The organism is Altererythrobacter sp. TH136 (assembly GCF_007065885.1).
Lineage (GTDB): Bacteria > Pseudomonadota > Alphaproteobacteria > Sphingomonadales > Sphingomonadaceae > Tsuneonella.
This window is the reverse complement of sequence record NZ_CP041409.1, coordinates 2,300,196-2,314,473: the sequence shown is the minus strand read 5'-3', so window position 1 is coordinate 2,314,473 and position 14,278 is coordinate 2,300,196. Positions and strand designations below refer to the sequence as shown.

At 65.4% G+C, this 14,278-nt stretch carries 19 protein-coding genes and 1 tRNA gene; 9 read left to right on the top strand and 11 right to left on the bottom strand.

The window, feature by feature from the left end:
• Nucleotides 1-43: 43 nt before the first annotated feature.
• The gene (locus C0V74_RS11255; protein ID WP_131621927.1) at nucleotides 44-688 is read right to left on the bottom strand and encodes a histidine phosphotransferase family protein; all 645 of its coding nucleotides are present in this window, start codon (nucleotides 686-688) and stop codon (nucleotides 44-46) included.
• A 126-nt stretch (nucleotides 689-814) separates the two neighbouring features.
• Nucleotides 815-1,207 carry a M67 family metallopeptidase gene (locus C0V74_RS11250; protein WP_143251821.1) on the bottom strand — a complete coding sequence of 131 codons (393 nt, stop codon included), beginning with the start codon at nucleotides 1,205-1,207 and terminating at the stop codon, nucleotides 815-817.
• Nucleotides 1,208-1,223: 16 nt separating this feature from the next.
• Between C0V74_RS11250 and C0V74_RS11245 the strand changes: the two genes are divergently transcribed.
• From C0V74_RS11245 to C0V74_RS11225, 5 genes are all read left to right on the top strand, one after another.
• Nucleotides 1,224-2,180 carry an RluA family pseudouridine synthase gene (locus tag C0V74_RS11245; protein ID WP_143251820.1) on the top strand — a complete coding sequence of 319 codons (957 nt, stop codon included), beginning with the start codon at nucleotides 1,224-1,226 and terminating at the stop codon, nucleotides 2,178-2,180.
• Nucleotides 2,181-2,305: 125 nt separating this feature from the next.
• A complete protein-coding gene (gene rpoH, locus C0V74_RS11240) occupies nucleotides 2,306-3,217 on the top strand; it encodes an RNA polymerase sigma factor RpoH (RefSeq protein WP_210413413.1) in 912 nt (303 codons plus the stop codon).
• 83 nt (nucleotides 3,218-3,300) lie between these two features.
• The gene (mtgA, locus tag C0V74_RS11235) at nucleotides 3,301-3,969 is read left to right on the top strand and encodes a monofunctional biosynthetic peptidoglycan transglycosylase (RefSeq protein WP_143251819.1); all 669 of its coding nucleotides are present in this window, start codon (nucleotides 3,301-3,303) and stop codon (nucleotides 3,967-3,969) included.
• A 1-nt stretch (nucleotide 3,970) separates the two neighbouring features.
• On the top strand, nucleotides 3,971-4,906 hold the full coding sequence (locus C0V74_RS11230) for a cation diffusion facilitator family transporter (RefSeq protein WP_143251818.1): 936 nt from the start codon (nucleotides 3,971-3,973) through the stop codon (nucleotides 4,904-4,906).
• 10 nt (nucleotides 4,907-4,916) lie between these two features.
• Nucleotides 4,917-5,510 (top strand): hypothetical protein, encoded by a 594-nt coding sequence (locus C0V74_RS11225; protein ID WP_143251817.1) that lies wholly within the window; start codon nucleotides 4,917-4,919, stop codon nucleotides 5,508-5,510.
• A gap of 24 nt (nucleotides 5,511-5,534) precedes the next feature.
• Here C0V74_RS11225 and C0V74_RS11220 read toward each other — a convergent pair whose 3' ends face one another.
• The 6 genes from C0V74_RS11220 to C0V74_RS11195 form a co-directional block, all read right to left on the bottom strand.
• Nucleotides 5,535-5,882, bottom strand: a complete 348-nt coding sequence (locus C0V74_RS11220; protein WP_143251816.1) for a hypothetical protein — start codon at nucleotides 5,880-5,882, stop codon at nucleotides 5,535-5,537.
• 2 nt (nucleotides 5,883-5,884) lie between these two features.
• Nucleotides 5,885-7,150 (bottom strand): ATP-dependent Clp protease ATP-binding subunit ClpX, encoded by a 1,266-nt coding sequence (gene clpX / locus C0V74_RS11215; protein ID WP_131621913.1) that lies wholly within the window; start codon nucleotides 7,148-7,150, stop codon nucleotides 5,885-5,887.
• A gap of 144 nt (nucleotides 7,151-7,294) precedes the next feature.
• Complete coding sequence (locus tag C0V74_RS11210) at nucleotides 7,295-7,999, bottom strand: ATP-dependent Clp protease proteolytic subunit (protein WP_131621911.1); 705 nt, start codon at nucleotides 7,997-7,999, stop codon at nucleotides 7,295-7,297.
• Nucleotides 8,000-8,163: 164 nt separating this feature from the next.
• Nucleotides 8,164-8,586 (bottom strand): DUF1622 domain-containing protein, encoded by a 423-nt coding sequence (locus tag C0V74_RS11205; RefSeq protein WP_143251815.1) that lies wholly within the window; start codon nucleotides 8,584-8,586, stop codon nucleotides 8,164-8,166.
• A 47-nt stretch (nucleotides 8,587-8,633) separates the two neighbouring features.
• Complete coding sequence (gene tig, locus C0V74_RS11200; RefSeq protein ID WP_143251814.1) at nucleotides 8,634-10,211, bottom strand: trigger factor; 1,578 nt, start codon at nucleotides 10,209-10,211, stop codon at nucleotides 8,634-8,636.
• Nucleotides 10,212-10,271: 60 nt separating this feature from the next.
• Nucleotides 10,272-10,356: transfer RNA gene (locus C0V74_RS11195), tRNA-Leu, on the bottom strand.
• A 142-nt stretch (nucleotides 10,357-10,498) separates the two neighbouring features.
• Here C0V74_RS11195 and C0V74_RS11190 point away from each other — a divergent pair.
• From C0V74_RS11190 to C0V74_RS11180, 3 genes are read left to right on the top strand one after another with little or no spacing between them, the layout of a single operon-like run.
• On the top strand, nucleotides 10,499-10,687 hold the full coding sequence (locus tag C0V74_RS11190; RefSeq protein WP_131621905.1) for a hypothetical protein: 189 nt from the start codon (nucleotides 10,499-10,501) through the stop codon (nucleotides 10,685-10,687).
• A 2-nt stretch (nucleotides 10,688-10,689) separates the two neighbouring features.
• Complete coding sequence (locus C0V74_RS11185; protein WP_143251813.1) at nucleotides 10,690-10,893, top strand: hypothetical protein; 204 nt, start codon at nucleotides 10,690-10,692, stop codon at nucleotides 10,891-10,893.
• Nucleotides 10,894-10,931: 38 nt separating this feature from the next.
• Nucleotides 10,932-11,216 carry a DUF3297 family protein gene (locus C0V74_RS11180; protein ID WP_143251812.1) on the top strand — a complete coding sequence of 95 codons (285 nt, stop codon included), beginning with the start codon at nucleotides 10,932-10,934 and terminating at the stop codon, nucleotides 11,214-11,216.
• Here the strand turns inward: C0V74_RS11180 and C0V74_RS11175 are convergent.
• Nucleotides 11,213-11,917 (bottom strand): CHAP domain-containing protein, encoded by a 705-nt coding sequence (locus C0V74_RS11175; RefSeq protein ID WP_143252287.1) that lies wholly within the window; start codon nucleotides 11,915-11,917, stop codon nucleotides 11,213-11,215. The genes C0V74_RS11180 and C0V74_RS11175 overlap by 4 nt on opposite strands.
• A 142-nt stretch (nucleotides 11,918-12,059) precedes the next feature.
• On the opposite strand from C0V74_RS11175, the gene der reads away from it, so the two are divergent.
• Nucleotides 12,060-13,445: a ribosome biogenesis GTPase Der gene (der, locus tag C0V74_RS11170; RefSeq protein ID WP_143251811.1), complete on the top strand. Its 1,386-nt coding sequence runs from the start codon at nucleotides 12,060-12,062 to the stop codon at nucleotides 13,443-13,445.
• On the opposite strand, the gene bfr is transcribed toward der, so the two are convergent.
• Together bfr and C0V74_RS11160 are read right to left on the bottom strand one after the other, a co-directional pair.
• Nucleotides 13,442-13,936, bottom strand: a complete 495-nt coding sequence (gene bfr, locus C0V74_RS11165; RefSeq protein WP_143251810.1) for a bacterioferritin — start codon at nucleotides 13,934-13,936, stop codon at nucleotides 13,442-13,444. The genes der and bfr overlap by 4 nt on opposite strands.
• A 112-nt stretch (nucleotides 13,937-14,048) precedes the next feature.
• Complete coding sequence (locus C0V74_RS11160) at nucleotides 14,049-14,237, bottom strand: (2Fe-2S)-binding protein (RefSeq protein ID WP_131621896.1); 189 nt, start codon at nucleotides 14,235-14,237, stop codon at nucleotides 14,049-14,051.
• Nucleotides 14,238-14,278: the final 41 nt, after the last annotated feature.

Genomic DNA, 14,278 nt, shown 5'->3' with positions numbered 1-14,278 from the left:
AGTTGGGCGATGGTACGGCGCGGTGGACGAGCTCGTCCACGCGTCAGGCCCCCGGCAGCACCGCGCCGAGCACCAGCGCATCGTCCGACAGCATGTATTGGAGGCCCCCGCCCGCCTGCGCCGCCACCATGCTGAGCATATGCGCCGCCGCCGTCCGGCTGGTCAGTTCGCCGGGCTTCAGGCGGCCTTCTAGCGCGCGGCCGATGATCTCATCGAACGCGATCCGCGGCCCCGCGGCGCGCACGACGATCTCGCTCGCGCCGTCGCGGCTCTCGGCACCCACATCCAGCGTCCCGCCGCGCACCAGCGCGTCGAGCCCGATCTGCGCGAAATTGAGCAGCACCTTCACCGCGCCCTTGGGCAGGCGGTCGGCGCTGAGTGCCCAGTTGAGCTCTACCCGCTTGGCATCGCCGACCAGTGCCTCGGTCACGCTGCGGGCCTCATCGACCGGCACGCTTTCGCCGAACCCGCCGGCTGCGCCGAACGCGAGGCGGAAGAACTTGAGCTTGTCCGCGCTCACTTTCGCGCTCTGCTCCAGCAATTCGAAGCACCGCTGGCGCATGTCGGGATCACGCTCGTCGGCGAGCAGCTCCAGTCCGTTGGTCAGCGCACCTACCGGCGACAGCAGATCGTGGCACAGGCGCGAGCAGAGCATGCTTGCAAGGTCGAGGCTGTCGGTATCGTTCATGTAAGGGAGGCGATCCTGTAGGATGTGTCACACGTGTCACACTGTTCTGTAGAAGAAACCTCGCCCCGCCCCAACCGCTCGGTCAGCAGTCGGCAAGAGGAAGCGATGAAGTGCATGTGCAGTGCCCTACCCGCCCGCTTGCCGGTAGGAAAGTGGCTCGAAGCCCGTCGCGCTATCTCGCCACCAGCCGACCCTCCCTTCGCCGACGATCGCCCACACCCTGCCGTCGCCCGTGGCGTGCGCGCGGTCAGTGGCTGACGGGGCGGGCGGGCCGAGGGGGTGGGAATGGTAATAACCGATGACCTGCAGCCCGCCACCGCGCGCCGCCCGGTGGGCGTCGATCAGCGCTTGCGGGTCGATTGCGAAATGCCGCGCGGGATCGGGATGGACGTTGGCACACGGGCGGACCTGCTCCACCCGCTCGTGGCCGAGCAGCAGCCCGCACGCTTCCAGCGGATAGGCGTCGGCGGCTTCGGCGATCAGCCGCTCCACCACCCAGCTTGAGACTTCGATCCCCATCGCCCATCTTCCTAGCATGGGCGCCGGCATGCGAGATGGGGAAATCATCAATGGGGTTCTGCCCACGCCCGGCCGCCTGGACAAGGCGCTGGCCCATGCGAGCGGCCTGTCGCGCGAACGCATCAAGCAGCTGATCGCCGACGGGGCGGTCACGGTCGCGGGGCAAACGGCGACCAACCCGTCCGGGAAGATCCGTGGCGGCGAAGCTTTCGCGATCGCCCTGCCCCCGCCCGCCCCGCTCGACGCGCAGGCGCAGGATATCCCGCTCGATGTCGTGTTCGAGGACAATCACCTGATCGTAGTCGACAAGCCAGCCGGGCTGGTGGTGCATCCCGCGGCGGGCAATCTTGACGGCACGCTGGTCAATGCCTTGCTACACCATTGCGCGGGGCGCCTTTCGGGCATCAACGGCACCTTGCGCCCCGGCATCGTGCACCGGATCGACAAGGACACCTCGGGCCTGCTGGTCGTCGCCAAGAGCGACGCCGCGCACGAAGGGCTGGCACGGCAGTTTGCGGATCACTCGATCGAGCGAACCTATCTGGCGGTTTGCGCGGGCCATCCCAAGCCGGGGGAAGGCACCGTGACCGCGCGCCTCGGCCGGTCGGACGCCAACCGCAAGAAGATGGCGGTACTGCCCGCAGACAGTTCGCGTGGTAAGCACGCGGTGACTCATTTCCGCACTCTCCAGCGCCTGCACGACTGCACCCTGATCGAATGCAGGCTGGAAACCGGGCGCACGCACCAGGTCCGGGTTCACCTTGCGTCAATCGGTCATCCGCTAGTGGGGGATCCGGTTTATGGACACGATCCCAAGCCACTGCGGCCGCTCCTCCGGGAGCTCGGGTTTGCCCGTCAGGCGCTTCACGCCGCCAGCCTTGGGTTCCTCCATCCGGTTACTGCGGAACGGCTCGTCTTTTCAGCGAAACTGCCCGCCGACATGGCGGAACTTATCGACCGAACCGCTCATTGAGATCGATGAAAAGCACTGCCAACCGAGCATGCAACCCTCTATATACAGCAGAGCGTGCCCAGCCCGACGGATGCCCGTGCAGGGGTCCCGATAATCGAGGCGACGCAGGAAAGGTCAGGGTTTAAGTGAGTACATCCAAGAAGATCGCGGTCCCCGCGTTGAACGGCGAACAGAGCCTCAACCGTTATCTGGCCGAGATCAAGAAATTCCCCATTCTGAAGCCCGAGCAGGAATACATGCTCGCCAAGCGGTATGCCGAACATGAAGATTCGGAAGCCGCGGCGCAGCTGGTGACCAGCCACCTGCGGCTCGTGGCGAAGATCGCCATGGGCTATCGCGGCTACGGCCTGCCGGTGTCGGATCTTATATCCGAAGGCAACGTCGGCCTGATGCAGGGCGTCAAGAAGTTCGAACCCGATCGCGGCTTCCGCCTCGCGACGTACGCGATGTGGTGGATCAAGGCGTCGATCCAGGAATTCATCCTCCGCTCGTGGTCGCTCGTCAAGATGGGCACCACCGCCGCGCAGAAGAAGCTGTTCTTCAACCTGCGGCGGATGAAGAAGGAGCTGGAGGCGTTCGAGGATTCGGACCTTCACCCCGACGATGTGACCAAGATCGCAACCGACCTCGGCGTGCCCGAGCAGGAAGTGATCAACATGAACCGGCGGATGATGATGGGCGGCGACGGCTCGCTCAACGTCTCGATGCGCAACGGCGAAGAAGGCGCTGGCGAATGGCAGGACTGGTTGAAGGACGACCGTCCGCTGCAGGACGAGATCACCGCCGAGGTCGAGGAAGCGCACGTGCGTCACGAAATGCTGGTGGAGGCGATGGACAGCCTCAACGAGCGTGAGAAGCACATCCTTACCGAACGCCGACTGACCGACGATCCGCAAACGCTGGAGGAACTTAGCCAGGTTTACGACGTAAGCCGCGAACGCATCCGCCAGATCGAAGTGCGCGCGTTCGAGAAGCTGCAGAAGGCGATGCAACGCATCGCCGGCGAGCGGCTGCTGCCGGCGCCCGTGGCCGGCTGATCTTCCCGCCCAATCGAACAGAGCGCCCCCGGTCAGCCGATCGGGGGCGTTTTCTTTTGCCCGGCATCCGCTAGACGACAGGCATGTTCCGGTTCGGAAAGCTCCTCGCCAAGCTGATCGTCGGCTTCATCGCGCTCAGCCTGGTGCTGGTGATCGTGTTCCGCTTCGTGCCGGTTCCAGTTACCGCGACGATGATCATGGACGGCAACGGCATCACCAAGGACTGGGAGCCGTTGTCGAACATCGACCGCAACCTGGTTGCGGCGGCGATCGCGGGGGAGGACGGCAAGTTCTGCACCCATGCAGGTTTCGATCAGGAAGCGATCGAGGCGGCGATCAAGAAAAACATGCGGGGCGGCCGCATCCGCGGCGGCTCCACGATCAGCCAGCAGACCGCCAAGAACGTGTTCCTGTGGCAGGGCGGCGGGTATTTCCGCAAAGGGCTGGAGGCGTGGTTCACGTTCCTGATCGAGAAGCTGTGGGGCAAGCGGCGGATCATGGAAGTCTATCTCAACGTCGCCGAGACCGGCATCGGGACGTACGGCGCCGAAGCGGGCGCGCAGCGGTATTTCCGCCACTCCGCAGACCGTCTTTCCCGCACGGAGGCCGCGCGCATGGTCGCCGCGCTGCCCTTGCCCAAAGAGCGGTCGGTGGTCAGCCCGTCAGGCTTCGTGCGCCGCTATGGTAACACCATCGCCGCGCGCATCGGTGTCGTGCGGCGGGACGGCCTCGACGCCTGTATCTACGAGTAAGATGAGCGCCGCACATTCTCACGACCACGGACACGGGCACGGGCACGGGCACGGGCCGGTGAACCACGGCCCCGCGTTCGCGATCGGGGTGACGCTCAACCTGGCGTTCGTCGTGGTGGAGGCGGTGTACGGCTTCCTCGCGGGATCGATGGCGCTGTTGGCCGATGCCGGCCACAACCTGTCCGACGTGCTCAGCCTAGCACTGGCGTGGGGTGCCAGCGTGCTCGCGCGGCGCGCGCCGTCGGGGCGGTATACCTATGGGTTCAAGAGTTCGACCATCCTGGCGGCGCTGGCGAACGCGGGGCTGTTGCTGGTGGCGATCGGGGCGATTGCATTCGAGACGCTGAACCGCATGGCCGCGCCACCCGCGGTCGAGGGGCGCACGATGATCGCCGTGGCCAGCATCGGCATCCTGATCAACGGCGCCACGGCGCTGCTGTTCATGCGCGGGCGCAAGCATGATCTCAACATCCGCGGCGCCTTTCTGCACATGACCGCCGACGCGCTGGTGAGCCTCGGCGTGGTGATCGCAGGCGCGGCCATCCTGCTGACGGGAGAGCGATGGATCGACCCCGTCACCAGCCTGGTGATCGTGCTGGTGATCGCTTGGGGCACCTGGGGATTGCTCAAGGACAGCGTTAAACTGAGCCTCAACGCCGTGCCCGAGCATATCGACGAAGCCGCGGTGCGCGCGCACCTGGCAGCGCTACCCGGAGTGACGGCGGTGCACGATCTCCACATCTGGCCGATGAGCACCACCGAAGCCGCGCTGACCGCCCATCTGGTCATTCCCGCAGGCCACCCCGGCGACGCCTTCCTGCGCGACCTGGCGCATGATCTGGAGCATGAGTTCGCCATCGGCCATACCACCGTGCAGGTCGAAACTGACCGGTGCGAGGACGATTGCGCTAACCCGGATTTAATCCGCGGCACCTAACACCGGGCAGGTGGGCTGGTACCGTAACACCAACTGGTCGGACGAAATCGCCGCCGATTTCGAGCGGCGCCTGGCCCGCTCGCGCCACCAGAAGGCGCAGAACCTGTCGCTCCAGGGCTTTTACCTGATCGCGGGGCATCCCGACGTGGCGGTCGGACTGCTGGAGCGCTCCATCGCGTTCGGCGACGAGTTCGAGACGCCGCGGGCGCTGCTTTACCTTGCGACTGCCAAGGTGGCGCTGGGGGACATCGATGGAGCGCTCGGCGCGTATGAGACGGCGCTGGACCGTCCGCCCGGGTCGCGCTCGTCTGTAATCCAGCCGGTCGATTACCTGTTCCTAGTAGGCGCGTTCCGCCGCACGGAGCGTTTGCCGCGCGCAATGGCCCTGATGGATGACGTGGCGGAAGACGGCGCCTTTGGCGCCGATCCCGAAGTCTTCGTGGCCAAGGCGCTGGTGCTTGATCTTGCCGGACGCAAGAAGGAGGCAAGCCACTACGCGTCGCTGGCCCTGCCTGCGCTGAAGAACGTCCCGCACCCGGCGACTATGTCGATCGACATGAGCGAGGTTCGGGCGCGCCTGATGAGATTGGCCAACCGATTCTGACCCACGAGGGCGAGCGAGTTACACTTAGACCTGCGTTGCCGCCCATCGTTGTAGAAGCCACCCAATCAGCACTTGCGCGCCAACCAGCGTCACCACCGTGATCACGATGCCCACCACCGGATTGCCGTTCTGCGCCTCGCGCGGGACGATGAACATGATCGCGGCAATCAGTGCCAACGTGCTCATCAGGATGCCGGGGACTATCCACAGAATGACCCTGGCCGGCCCGAACGCATCGGCCCGGCCGCGCAAGTCAAAGTGTGTGGGCAGTTGCTCGAAGCGTCCGAAGCGCCGGCTGGTTCGCAACGCGAGACCGAACAGCACAGAGACCCCGGCGATCGCGATCACGATCACGATCACCGTGGCCGCCATGCTCAGGCAGCTTCTTCCTTGTCCTTCTTGGCCTCGACCACCCGGACAGGGTCCTTGCGGCCTTCGACCACATCCTTGTCGACGACGATCTCGGTTACCCCGTCCATGTCGGGCAGGTCGAACATCGTGTCGAGCAGCATGCCCTCGACAATCGAGCGCAAGCCACGCGCGCCGGTCTTACGCTGGATGGCGCGTTCGGCGATCGCGCGCAGGGCGTCATCGGTGAAGGTAAGTTCCACGTCCTCAAGTTCGAACAGCTTGGCGTACTGCTTGGCGAGCGCGTTCTTCGGCTCCGACAGGATCTGCACCAGCGCGTCGACGTCAAGGTCATTGAGCGTGGCGATCACCGGCAGGCGACCGACGAATTCGGGGATCAGCCCGAACTTCAGAAGATCCTCCGGCTCACACTTCTGGAGCAGCTCGCCCACCCGGCGCTTGTCCGGATCGGCGACGTGCGCGCCGAAACCGATCGAGCGCTTCTGCAGGCGGTCGGCGATGATCTTGTCGAGCCCGGCGAACGCACCGCCGCAAATGAACAGGATGTTGGTGGTGTCCACCTGCAGGAATTCCTGCTGCGGGTGCTTGCGCCCACCCTGCGGCGGGACTGAGGCGGTGGTGCCCTCCATCAACTTGAGCAGCGCCTGCTGCACGCCTTCGCCCGACACGTCGCGGGTGATCGAGGGGTTTTCCGCCTTGCGGGTGATCTTGTCGATCTCGTCGATGTAGACGATCCCGTGCTGCGCCTTTTCGACGTTGTAGTCGGACGCCTGCAGCAGTTTCAGAATGATGTTCTCGACATCCTCGCCCACGTAACCGGCTTCGGTCAGCGTGGTGGCGTCGGCCATGGTGAAGGGCACGTCGAATGTGCGCGCCAGCGTCTGCGCGAGCAGCGTCTTGCCGCACCCGGTCGGGCCGACGAGCAAGATGTTCGACTTGGCGAGCTCGACGTCGCCCGCCTTGCCGCCGTGCTTCAGCCGCTTGTAGTGGTTGTGCACCGCGACTGACAGAACGCGCTTGGCGCGGTCCTGCCCGATCACGTAATCGTTGAGCGTGACGAAGATATCGAGCGGGGTCGGCACATCGCCTTCCTTGCGCCCGGCAATCCCGGCCTTCGTTTCTTCACGGATGATGTCGTTGCACAGCTCGACGCATTCGTCGCAGATGAACACGGTGGGGCCCGCGATCAGCTTGCGCACTTCGTGCTGCGACTTGCCGCAGAAGCTGCAGTACAGAGTGCTTTTCGAGTCCGATCCGCTCAACTTGGTCATATCCTGAAACCTTCAAGGCCCGCGGCTTGCAGCAATGCGGGATTCGCCGACCGTAGGGCCGGATTTTCGATAATCAACCTGCAGCGCCTAGCACTGAGCGCCTTGCGCCAAGCTGAAGGGGCACGGTTGCCGAAATGCTACGGCTCACTCCGGCGCGCCGCCGCTGCCCTCGCCCTCGCCGGTGGTCTCACTCTCCGGGCGGGTTTCGAACACCTTGTCGACGATGCCGAACGCGCGGGCTTCCTCAGCCTCGAGGAAGGTGTCGCGGTCCATCGCCTTCTCGATCTCCTCCAGCGATTTACCGGTGTACTTGGCGTACAGATCGTTGAGACGAGTGCGCATGCGCAGGATCTCGCGTGCCTGGATTTCGATATCCGAAGCCATGCCACGCGCGCCACCCGAGGGCTGGTGCACCATGATCCGCGCATTGGGCAGCGCGATGCGCATGCCCGGCTCACCGGCGGCGAGCAGGAAGCTGCCCATCGACGCGGCCTGCCCGACGCAGACGGTGGAAACGCGCGGTTTGATATACTGCATGGTGTCGTGAATCGCCATGCCGGCCGTGACCACGCCGCCGGGCGAATTGATGTACATGCTGATCGGCTTGGACGGGTTTTCGCTTTCGAGGAACAACAGCTGCGCCACGATCAGCGAAGCCATGTTGTCTTCCACCTGATCGGTCACGAACACGATGCGTTCGCGCAGCAGGCGGGAAAAAATGTCGAAGCTGCGCTCGCCGCGGCTGGTCTGCTCGACCACCACCGGCACCAGTGCGCCGGTGAACGGGTCGCGAGTGAACTTGCCCTGGCTGCCGTAGGTCTCGCCGTAGCCGCCCAACACGTCGATCATGAAAACTCTGTCCTTCCGTCTCTTGTCGGCCGCCTATGTCGCGAGTGGCCGGCGCATGTTCAAGGGCGTTAACCCCGACGCCTGCAATCCCCGGTGGAATGTCGCCCGAAGCGGCAGGTGCTCTCCGCAGCATTCGCGTTGGCCAGCTTCAGCGAGGGCTCGGCCTATTCCGCCGTCGGGTCTGCCGCTCCGCCGCGGCCGTCACTCTCGTCAAGCTTAGCTCTCTGCGCACTCTTGCGTACCTCCTCAGCCGCGATCTCGCGCTGGAGGAAGAAATTGAGCAAGGTGCGAATGGCGGCGACGGCAGCAAGTTGGCCGATCTCCGACCAGGTCGGCGCGACTGCCGTGCGCAGGATGTCGGCACCGAGCAGCAGTTCCAGCGCCAGCGCCAGCCAGCGACCCAGCCGCAGCCGGATCTCTTCCTTCACGCCATGAGACACATGCCCGGGCGCCGCGCCGCTGTGGCGGGGGATGGACATGACCAGCCGCGCGACCGCTTCGGCAACCGCGAACGCGACGATCAGCGCCGCGATACCCTCCACCACCAGCGAGGTGGCGAGGGTAAATTCGCGGATCCAGTGCTCCATACGGCGTGAACCGGCTTACGTAGCAACAGGTTCCGCCGCAGCGCAGCTTACTTCTTGGCAGCAGCCTTTTTCGCCGGCGCTTTCTTGGCCGCCGACTTGTCTTCGGTCGCCTCAGCGTTCTTCTTGGCCGCGGCTTTCTTTGCCGGCTTGGCAGGCGTGGCGTCTTCCGACGAAGCCTCGCCGGCAACCGGAGCGTCCTCAGCCGGAGCATCGGCGGCTGGTTGCGCCTTGGCGGCCTTCTTCGCCGGCGCCTTTTTCTTTCCGGCCGGGCTTGCGGCAGCGGCAGGGGCAGAAGTTTCCTCCGCCTCGATCGCGGCCTGCAGTTCCTCGCGGGTCACCTCGCGGTCGGTGATATCAGCCTTGTCGAACAGGAAATCGACCACCTTGTCCTCGTACAAGGGCGCGCGCAGCTGGGCGGCGGCCATGTCGTTGGTGCGGATGAGTTCCATGAACCGGTCACGGTCTTCCGGGCGGTATTGTTGGGCTGCCTGCTGGATGAGCATGCTCATTTCCTGCTGGGTCACCTGCACCCCGTTTGCCTGGCCGATTTCGGACAGCAGCAGCCCCAGACGCACGCGGCGTTCGGCAATGGCGCGGTAATCGGCCTTTTCTGCCTCGATCTCCTTGAGCGCCGCCTCAGGGTCTTCCTCGCCAGCGGCTTCCTGCTGAAGCTGCTGCCAGATCTGTTCGAATTCGGCATCGACCATGCCCTGCGGCACCGGGAAGTCGTGACCAGAAGCGAGCGTGTCGAGCAGCTGACGCTTCATGGCGGTGCGGGTGAGGCCGTTCAGCTCCTGCTCCAGCTGGCCCTTCAGCAGGCCGCGCAGTTGCTCCAGGCTTTCGAGGCCGAGCGACTTGGCGAATTCCTCGTCCACTGCGGTTTCGTCTTCCACCTGCACCTTGTGCACGTGGATTGCGAACTGGGCATCCTTGCCGGCGAGTTCCTTGGCCGGATAGTCGGCCGGGAAAGTGACCGTGATGGTCTTGTCGTCGCCGGCCTTGGCACCGGCAAGCTGCTCCTCGAATCCGGGGATGAAGCGGTTGGCGCCGATCACCAGCGGGGTCTCTTCCGCCTTGCCGCCTTCGAATTCGACCCCGTCGATCGAGCCGGTGAAGTCGATGATCAACTGGTCGCCGTCAGCGGCCTTCCGGTTCTTCGGCGAATCCTTGAAGGTCTTCTGCTGGCTGGCGATGTTGTTCACCGCCTCGTCCACTTCGCTGTCGGCAACCGGCACCGTCAGCCGTTCCAGCTTGAGACCGTCGAGCGACGGCGCCTCGATCTCGGGCAGCACTTCGACATCGACCGTCAGGGTCGCGTCCTTGCCCTGCTCATAACCGTCTCCGAACTGGACCTGCGGCTGCATCGCGGGACGCAGTTGCTTGTCGCGCATCAGGCCGTCTACCGCGCCCTGGATCTGCTCGTTGACCACCTGGCCGTGAATCGCCTCGCCGTGCATCTTCTTGACGAGGTTGGCTGGCACCTTTCCGGGGCGGAAGCCGGGCATGCGCACCTGAGGCGCGATCTTCTTCACCTCGGCTTCGATCGCAGCGTCGATGTCCTGGGCCGGGATGGTCACGGCATAGGTGCGGCGCAGGCCTTCGTTGGTGGTCTCTTCGATCTTCATGGGACGGTCAAAAGCCTTTTCGATGCAAACGTGTCACTGCGCTCGGGCCCGGGCGGAAGGTGGTGCGGGCGAAGGGACTCGAACCCCCACATCTTGCGATACTGGTACCTAAAACCAGCGCGTCTACCAATTCCGCCACGCCCGCATCCCGAACGCAGCCGCGCGTGGGCTGTTAGGCCCCGCTGCGCGAACAGGGGTGCGCCGTTACAGCGCGCGCGGGCAAAGGGCAAGCCGCGTGGAACACCCCGCCGTATCCCCGCGTTGATGCCCGACGAAAGGAACTGCCCATGGCCTCCAATCCCGAAATCCGGCCCGACCCCGGTCCCGACCGGATCGACCCGCAAAGCCCCCCGGAAACCCAGCCCTCGCAAGCGCCGGCGGAAGAGCCGATGCAGCAGCCCGGCGAGATCGAGGCGCCTTCGCCCGATACCTTGCAACCCGGCCAGCAGCCGACCGAACTGCCGCCGCTGAACTGAGCATGGGCACTCCCGTCCCGCCGCCAGACCCGGCGACCACGCCGCTGTCAGCCGATGAACTGGGCGAAGACGACCGCGATTTTGCGGACGACGGCCCGGTGCTCGACATCGGCCCCAGCGAAATCGACATCGAGCGTCGCAACGCCGGTGTCCGCCCGGACCCGGAGCGGGCGGCGCCGCCCGAGGCTGAACTGCCGCCCGACTGACTTGCCGGTCAGGCCCGTGCCGACTAAGGGCCCGACCCATGAGCGACGAGCAGAGCCAGACACCCCCCGATCACCTCTCGGTCAATCCGCAGAGCCCGTTCTTCGATGCCGATTCGCTGCAGCGCGGCATCGGTATCCGGTTCAAGGACCGGGTGCGGACCGACGTAGAGGAGTATTGCATCTCCGAAGGCTGGATTCGGGTGCAGGCGGGCAAGACGATGGACCGCAAGGGCCAGCCGCTGACGCTGAAGCTCAACGGCCCCGTCGAAGCCTGGTTCGAAGACCTGGGCGACGAGCCGCCGGTGGCCCGCAAGTCCGACTAGCGGTCGTAACGCGCCAGTGCGGTCGCGATCGGATCGCCCGCCGCTGGCCTGCCTGCGGTTCGCGCCGGCGCCTGCGTCAGCGCTACGCGCCTGGGCGCGGGTTTTTCGATGCGCGGGCTTTCCAAAGAGGCGAAAGCCGCAGCGAACCGCTTGGTCGGTTTGGCGGAGATCGGCGGCTTCACCGCGTGCGCGCTATAGCCTGCGCTTGCCAGCACGCGCGGTCCGCCTAACGGGGCGTCCTCGTTGTCGCGCTCGTTGTAGATGAAACCCGCTACCGGCCACGCGGTCGTTCCGAGGCCGCCGATCGGATCGTACCACACGCGTACCTGGCTCCAATCATTAGCGGGCGACACGTCCACGGCCTTGACCCCGCGCTCGATCTGCCCGCGACGCCCGCCGATCGGCGACCAGTTAGCGTGATCGAGCAGCACGGTCCGGTCGTCGATCACCCGCGCCACGGCGGCGACATGGCCCAGCGTCATCGCGCCGGAGGGGCGGAATGTCATCACCGCGCCGGCCCGGGGCCGGATACCGCGCTTGTAGCGTCCGGCCGCTTGGTCCCACCAGGTTCGGGCATCTCCATAGATCTGCACGCCGGACCGTTCGCGCGCATAGGGCACGCATTGCAGATAGGGCTGCAACTCCTGGCTCTCGGCGCGCTGCCCCGGATCGAAGCTGGCCGAGGCGTCGGCCTGCGCCATGCCGGACCAGCCCAGGCCGATCGCACCGGCCACGATGATGAACCTTCCCCTCATGTCCCTTAAGCTGCCGCGCCAGGGTTAACATCGCCCTACCGACCGCTTCGCTTGCCAAGCGCGTGCCGAGCGGCCACCTGAGGCGGGCATGAAACCCGAGGTCATCATCATCGGCCGGCCCAACGTCGGCAAATCGACCCTGTTCAACCGGCTGGTCGGCAAGAAGCTCGCCCTGGTCGACGATCAGCCCGGCGTCACCCGCGACCGCCGCATGGGCGACGCGGTGCTGGCCGGGCTGGAGTTCACGATCGTGGACACCGCCGGGTGGGAAGACGAGGACGAGGAGACCCTCCCCGGCCGGATGCGCAAGCAGACCGAGGTCAGCGTCGAGGGAGCCGATGCGGCGCTATTCGTGATCGACGCTCGCGCCGGCCTGACGCCGCTAGACGAGGAGATCGCCCGCTGGCTGCGCACGCAGGAGATTCCGGTGGTGGCGGTGGCCAACAAGGCCGAGGGCAGCGCCGGTGACGCCGGACTGTTCGAGGCGTTCTCCCTTGGTTTCGGCGAACCCGTGGCGCTCAGTGCAGAGCACGGCGAAGGCGTGGCCGACCTGTTCGAAGCGCTGTGGCCCCTGATCGGCGCGGCGGAGGCCGAGCGTGCGGCCGCCGACCGCGCAGGCGAGCCCGCTGACATGGAGGAGCTTGAACTCGGGCCCCTCAAGCTGGCCATCGTCGGGCGGCCGAACGCCGGCAAATCCACTCTGATCAACCGTTTTCTGGGCGAGGATCGCCTGCTCACCGGGCCAGAGGCGGGGATCACCCGCGATTCGATCGCGGTCGACTGGCAATGGACCGATGCGGACGGCGAGGTGCGCGACGTGCGGCTGATCGACACCGCCGGGATGCGCAAGCGTGCCCAGGTGGTCGACAAGCTGGAAAAGATGTCGGTCGCCGATGCCAAGCGCGCGGTCGACTTCGCCGAAGTGGTCGTCCTGCTGCTCGACGCCACGCGCGGACTTGAACATCAGGACCTCAAGATCGCCGCGCACGTGCTGGAAGAAGGCCGCGCGCTGATGATCGCGATCAACAAATGGGACATCGCCGAGAACGCAAGCAGCCTGTTCAACGGCATCAAGGGTGCGCTTGAGGACGGCCTTTCGCAGGTGAAGGGCGTGCCGGTGTTCGCGGTGAGCGCGCGGACGGGCAAGGGGCTGGACCAGATGCTGCAGGCGGCATTCGTGTTGCGCGATGCCTGGTCGAAACGGGTGCCGACAGCAGCCCTCAACCGCTGGTTCGACGATGCGCTGGAAGCCAACCCGCCGCCGGCCCCCAAGGGCAAGCGCATCAAGCTGCGCTATATCACGCAGGCCGGCACGCGCCCGCCGCGGTTCGTGGTGTTCGGCACTCGGCTGGACATGCTGCCCGCGAGCTATGAACGGTATCTGCTGAATTCGATCCGCAGCGCGCTCGGTTTCGACGGGGTGCCGCTGCGGATCGTACTGAAAAGCCCGAAGAACCCGTTCGGGAAGGACTAGGCGCCCGTCCCGCCTTCGCCCGCCGGCTCGCTGTGGAGCTGGACATAGTTCTGCAGACCCATGCGCTCGATCATCTCGAACTGGGTCTCGAGGAAGTCGACGTGTTCTTCCTCGCTTTCGAGGATCCGCTCGAAGATTTCGCGACTGACATAGTCGCGCACCGTTTCGCAGTGCTGGATAGCGTCGCGCAGCAGCGGGATCGCTTCCATCTCCAGCGCCAAGTCGGCGCGCAGAATCTCCTCGACCGTTTCCCCCACCTTCAGCCGGTGGATCGCCTGGAAGTTGGGTAGGCCATCGAGAAACAGGACGCGCTCTGCCAGCACGTCGGCGTGTTTCATCTCGTCGATCGATTCGTGACGCTCGTATTCGGCCAGCTTGTGGATGCCCCAGTGGTGCAGCACGCGGTAGTGCAGCCAGTACTGGTTGATCGCGGTCAGTTCGTTCGTGAGCGCGCGATTGAGAAAATCGATGACCTGGGGGTCGCTCTTCACTCTGGTATCTCCTGTCGCGGCCTAGCCGTGGTTATGGCGACGCGCGGCCAAGCGAGCAAGGAAAACAGCCGGTAAACGGCGGAAATCCGCCAATTGCGAGTGCGTCGCAGCGTCAGGCAGCAATGGGGACGGAGGCGAGTGTCCGCTCTTCCTCCACGATCTCGTCGGCTTCGTCCAGGCATTGACCGCAGTTCGGTCGCTTGCCGAGCGCCGCATAGAGCGCCTCTGCATCGCCGGTGCTCCGCAGCGCCGCCCGGCGCAACTCGCATTCCTTGATGGCGTTGCAGACACAGATGTACATGACGAATCGGAAGCTAATGCGAACAAGTCGCAAGAGCAAGT

Coding starts and splice junctions, on each gene's coding strand:
- C0V74_RS11255 (WP_131621927.1), bottom strand. CDS start 688: ATGAACGATACCGACAGCCTCGACCTTGCAAGCATGCTCTGCTCGCGC.
- C0V74_RS11250 (WP_143251821.1), bottom strand. CDS start 1,207: ATGGGGATCGAAGTCTCAAGCTGGGTGGTGGAGCGGCTGATCGCCGAA.
- C0V74_RS11245 (WP_143251820.1), top strand. CDS start 1,224: ATGGGCGCCGGCATGCGAGATGGGGAAATCATCAATGGGGTTCTGCCC.
- mtgA (WP_143251819.1), top strand. CDS start 3,301: ATGTTCCGGTTCGGAAAGCTCCTCGCCAAGCTGATCGTCGGCTTCATC.
- C0V74_RS11230 (WP_143251818.1), top strand. CDS start 3,971: ATGAGCGCCGCACATTCTCACGACCACGGACACGGGCACGGGCACGGG.
- C0V74_RS11220 (WP_143251816.1), bottom strand. CDS start 5,882: ATGGCGGCCACGGTGATCGTGATCGTGATCGCGATCGCCGGGGTCTCT.
- clpX (WP_131621913.1), bottom strand. CDS start 7,150: ATGACCAAGTTGAGCGGATCGGACTCGAAAAGCACTCTGTACTGCAGC.
- C0V74_RS11210 (WP_131621911.1), bottom strand. CDS start 7,999: ATGATCGACGTGTTGGGCGGCTACGGCGAGACCTACGGCAGCCAGGGC.
- C0V74_RS11205 (WP_143251815.1), bottom strand. CDS start 8,586: ATGGAGCACTGGATCCGCGAATTTACCCTCGCCACCTCGCTGGTGGTG.
- tig (WP_143251814.1), bottom strand. CDS start 10,211: ATGAAGATCGAAGAGACCACCAACGAAGGCCTGCGCCGCACCTATGCC.
- C0V74_RS11190 (WP_131621905.1), top strand. CDS start 10,499: ATGGCCTCCAATCCCGAAATCCGGCCCGACCCCGGTCCCGACCGGATC.
- C0V74_RS11185 (WP_143251813.1), top strand. CDS start 10,690: ATGGGCACTCCCGTCCCGCCGCCAGACCCGGCGACCACGCCGCTGTCA.
- C0V74_RS11180 (WP_143251812.1), top strand. CDS start 10,932: ATGAGCGACGAGCAGAGCCAGACACCCCCCGATCACCTCTCGGTCAAT.
- C0V74_RS11175 (WP_143252287.1), bottom strand. CDS start 11,917: ATGGCGCAGGCCGACGCCTCGGCCAGCTTCGATCCGGGGCAGCGCGCC.
- der (WP_143251811.1), top strand. CDS start 12,060: ATGAAACCCGAGGTCATCATCATCGGCCGGCCCAACGTCGGCAAATCG.
- C0V74_RS11160 (WP_131621896.1), bottom strand. CDS start 14,237: ATGTACATCTGTGTCTGCAACGCCATCAAGGAATGCGAGTTGCGCCGG.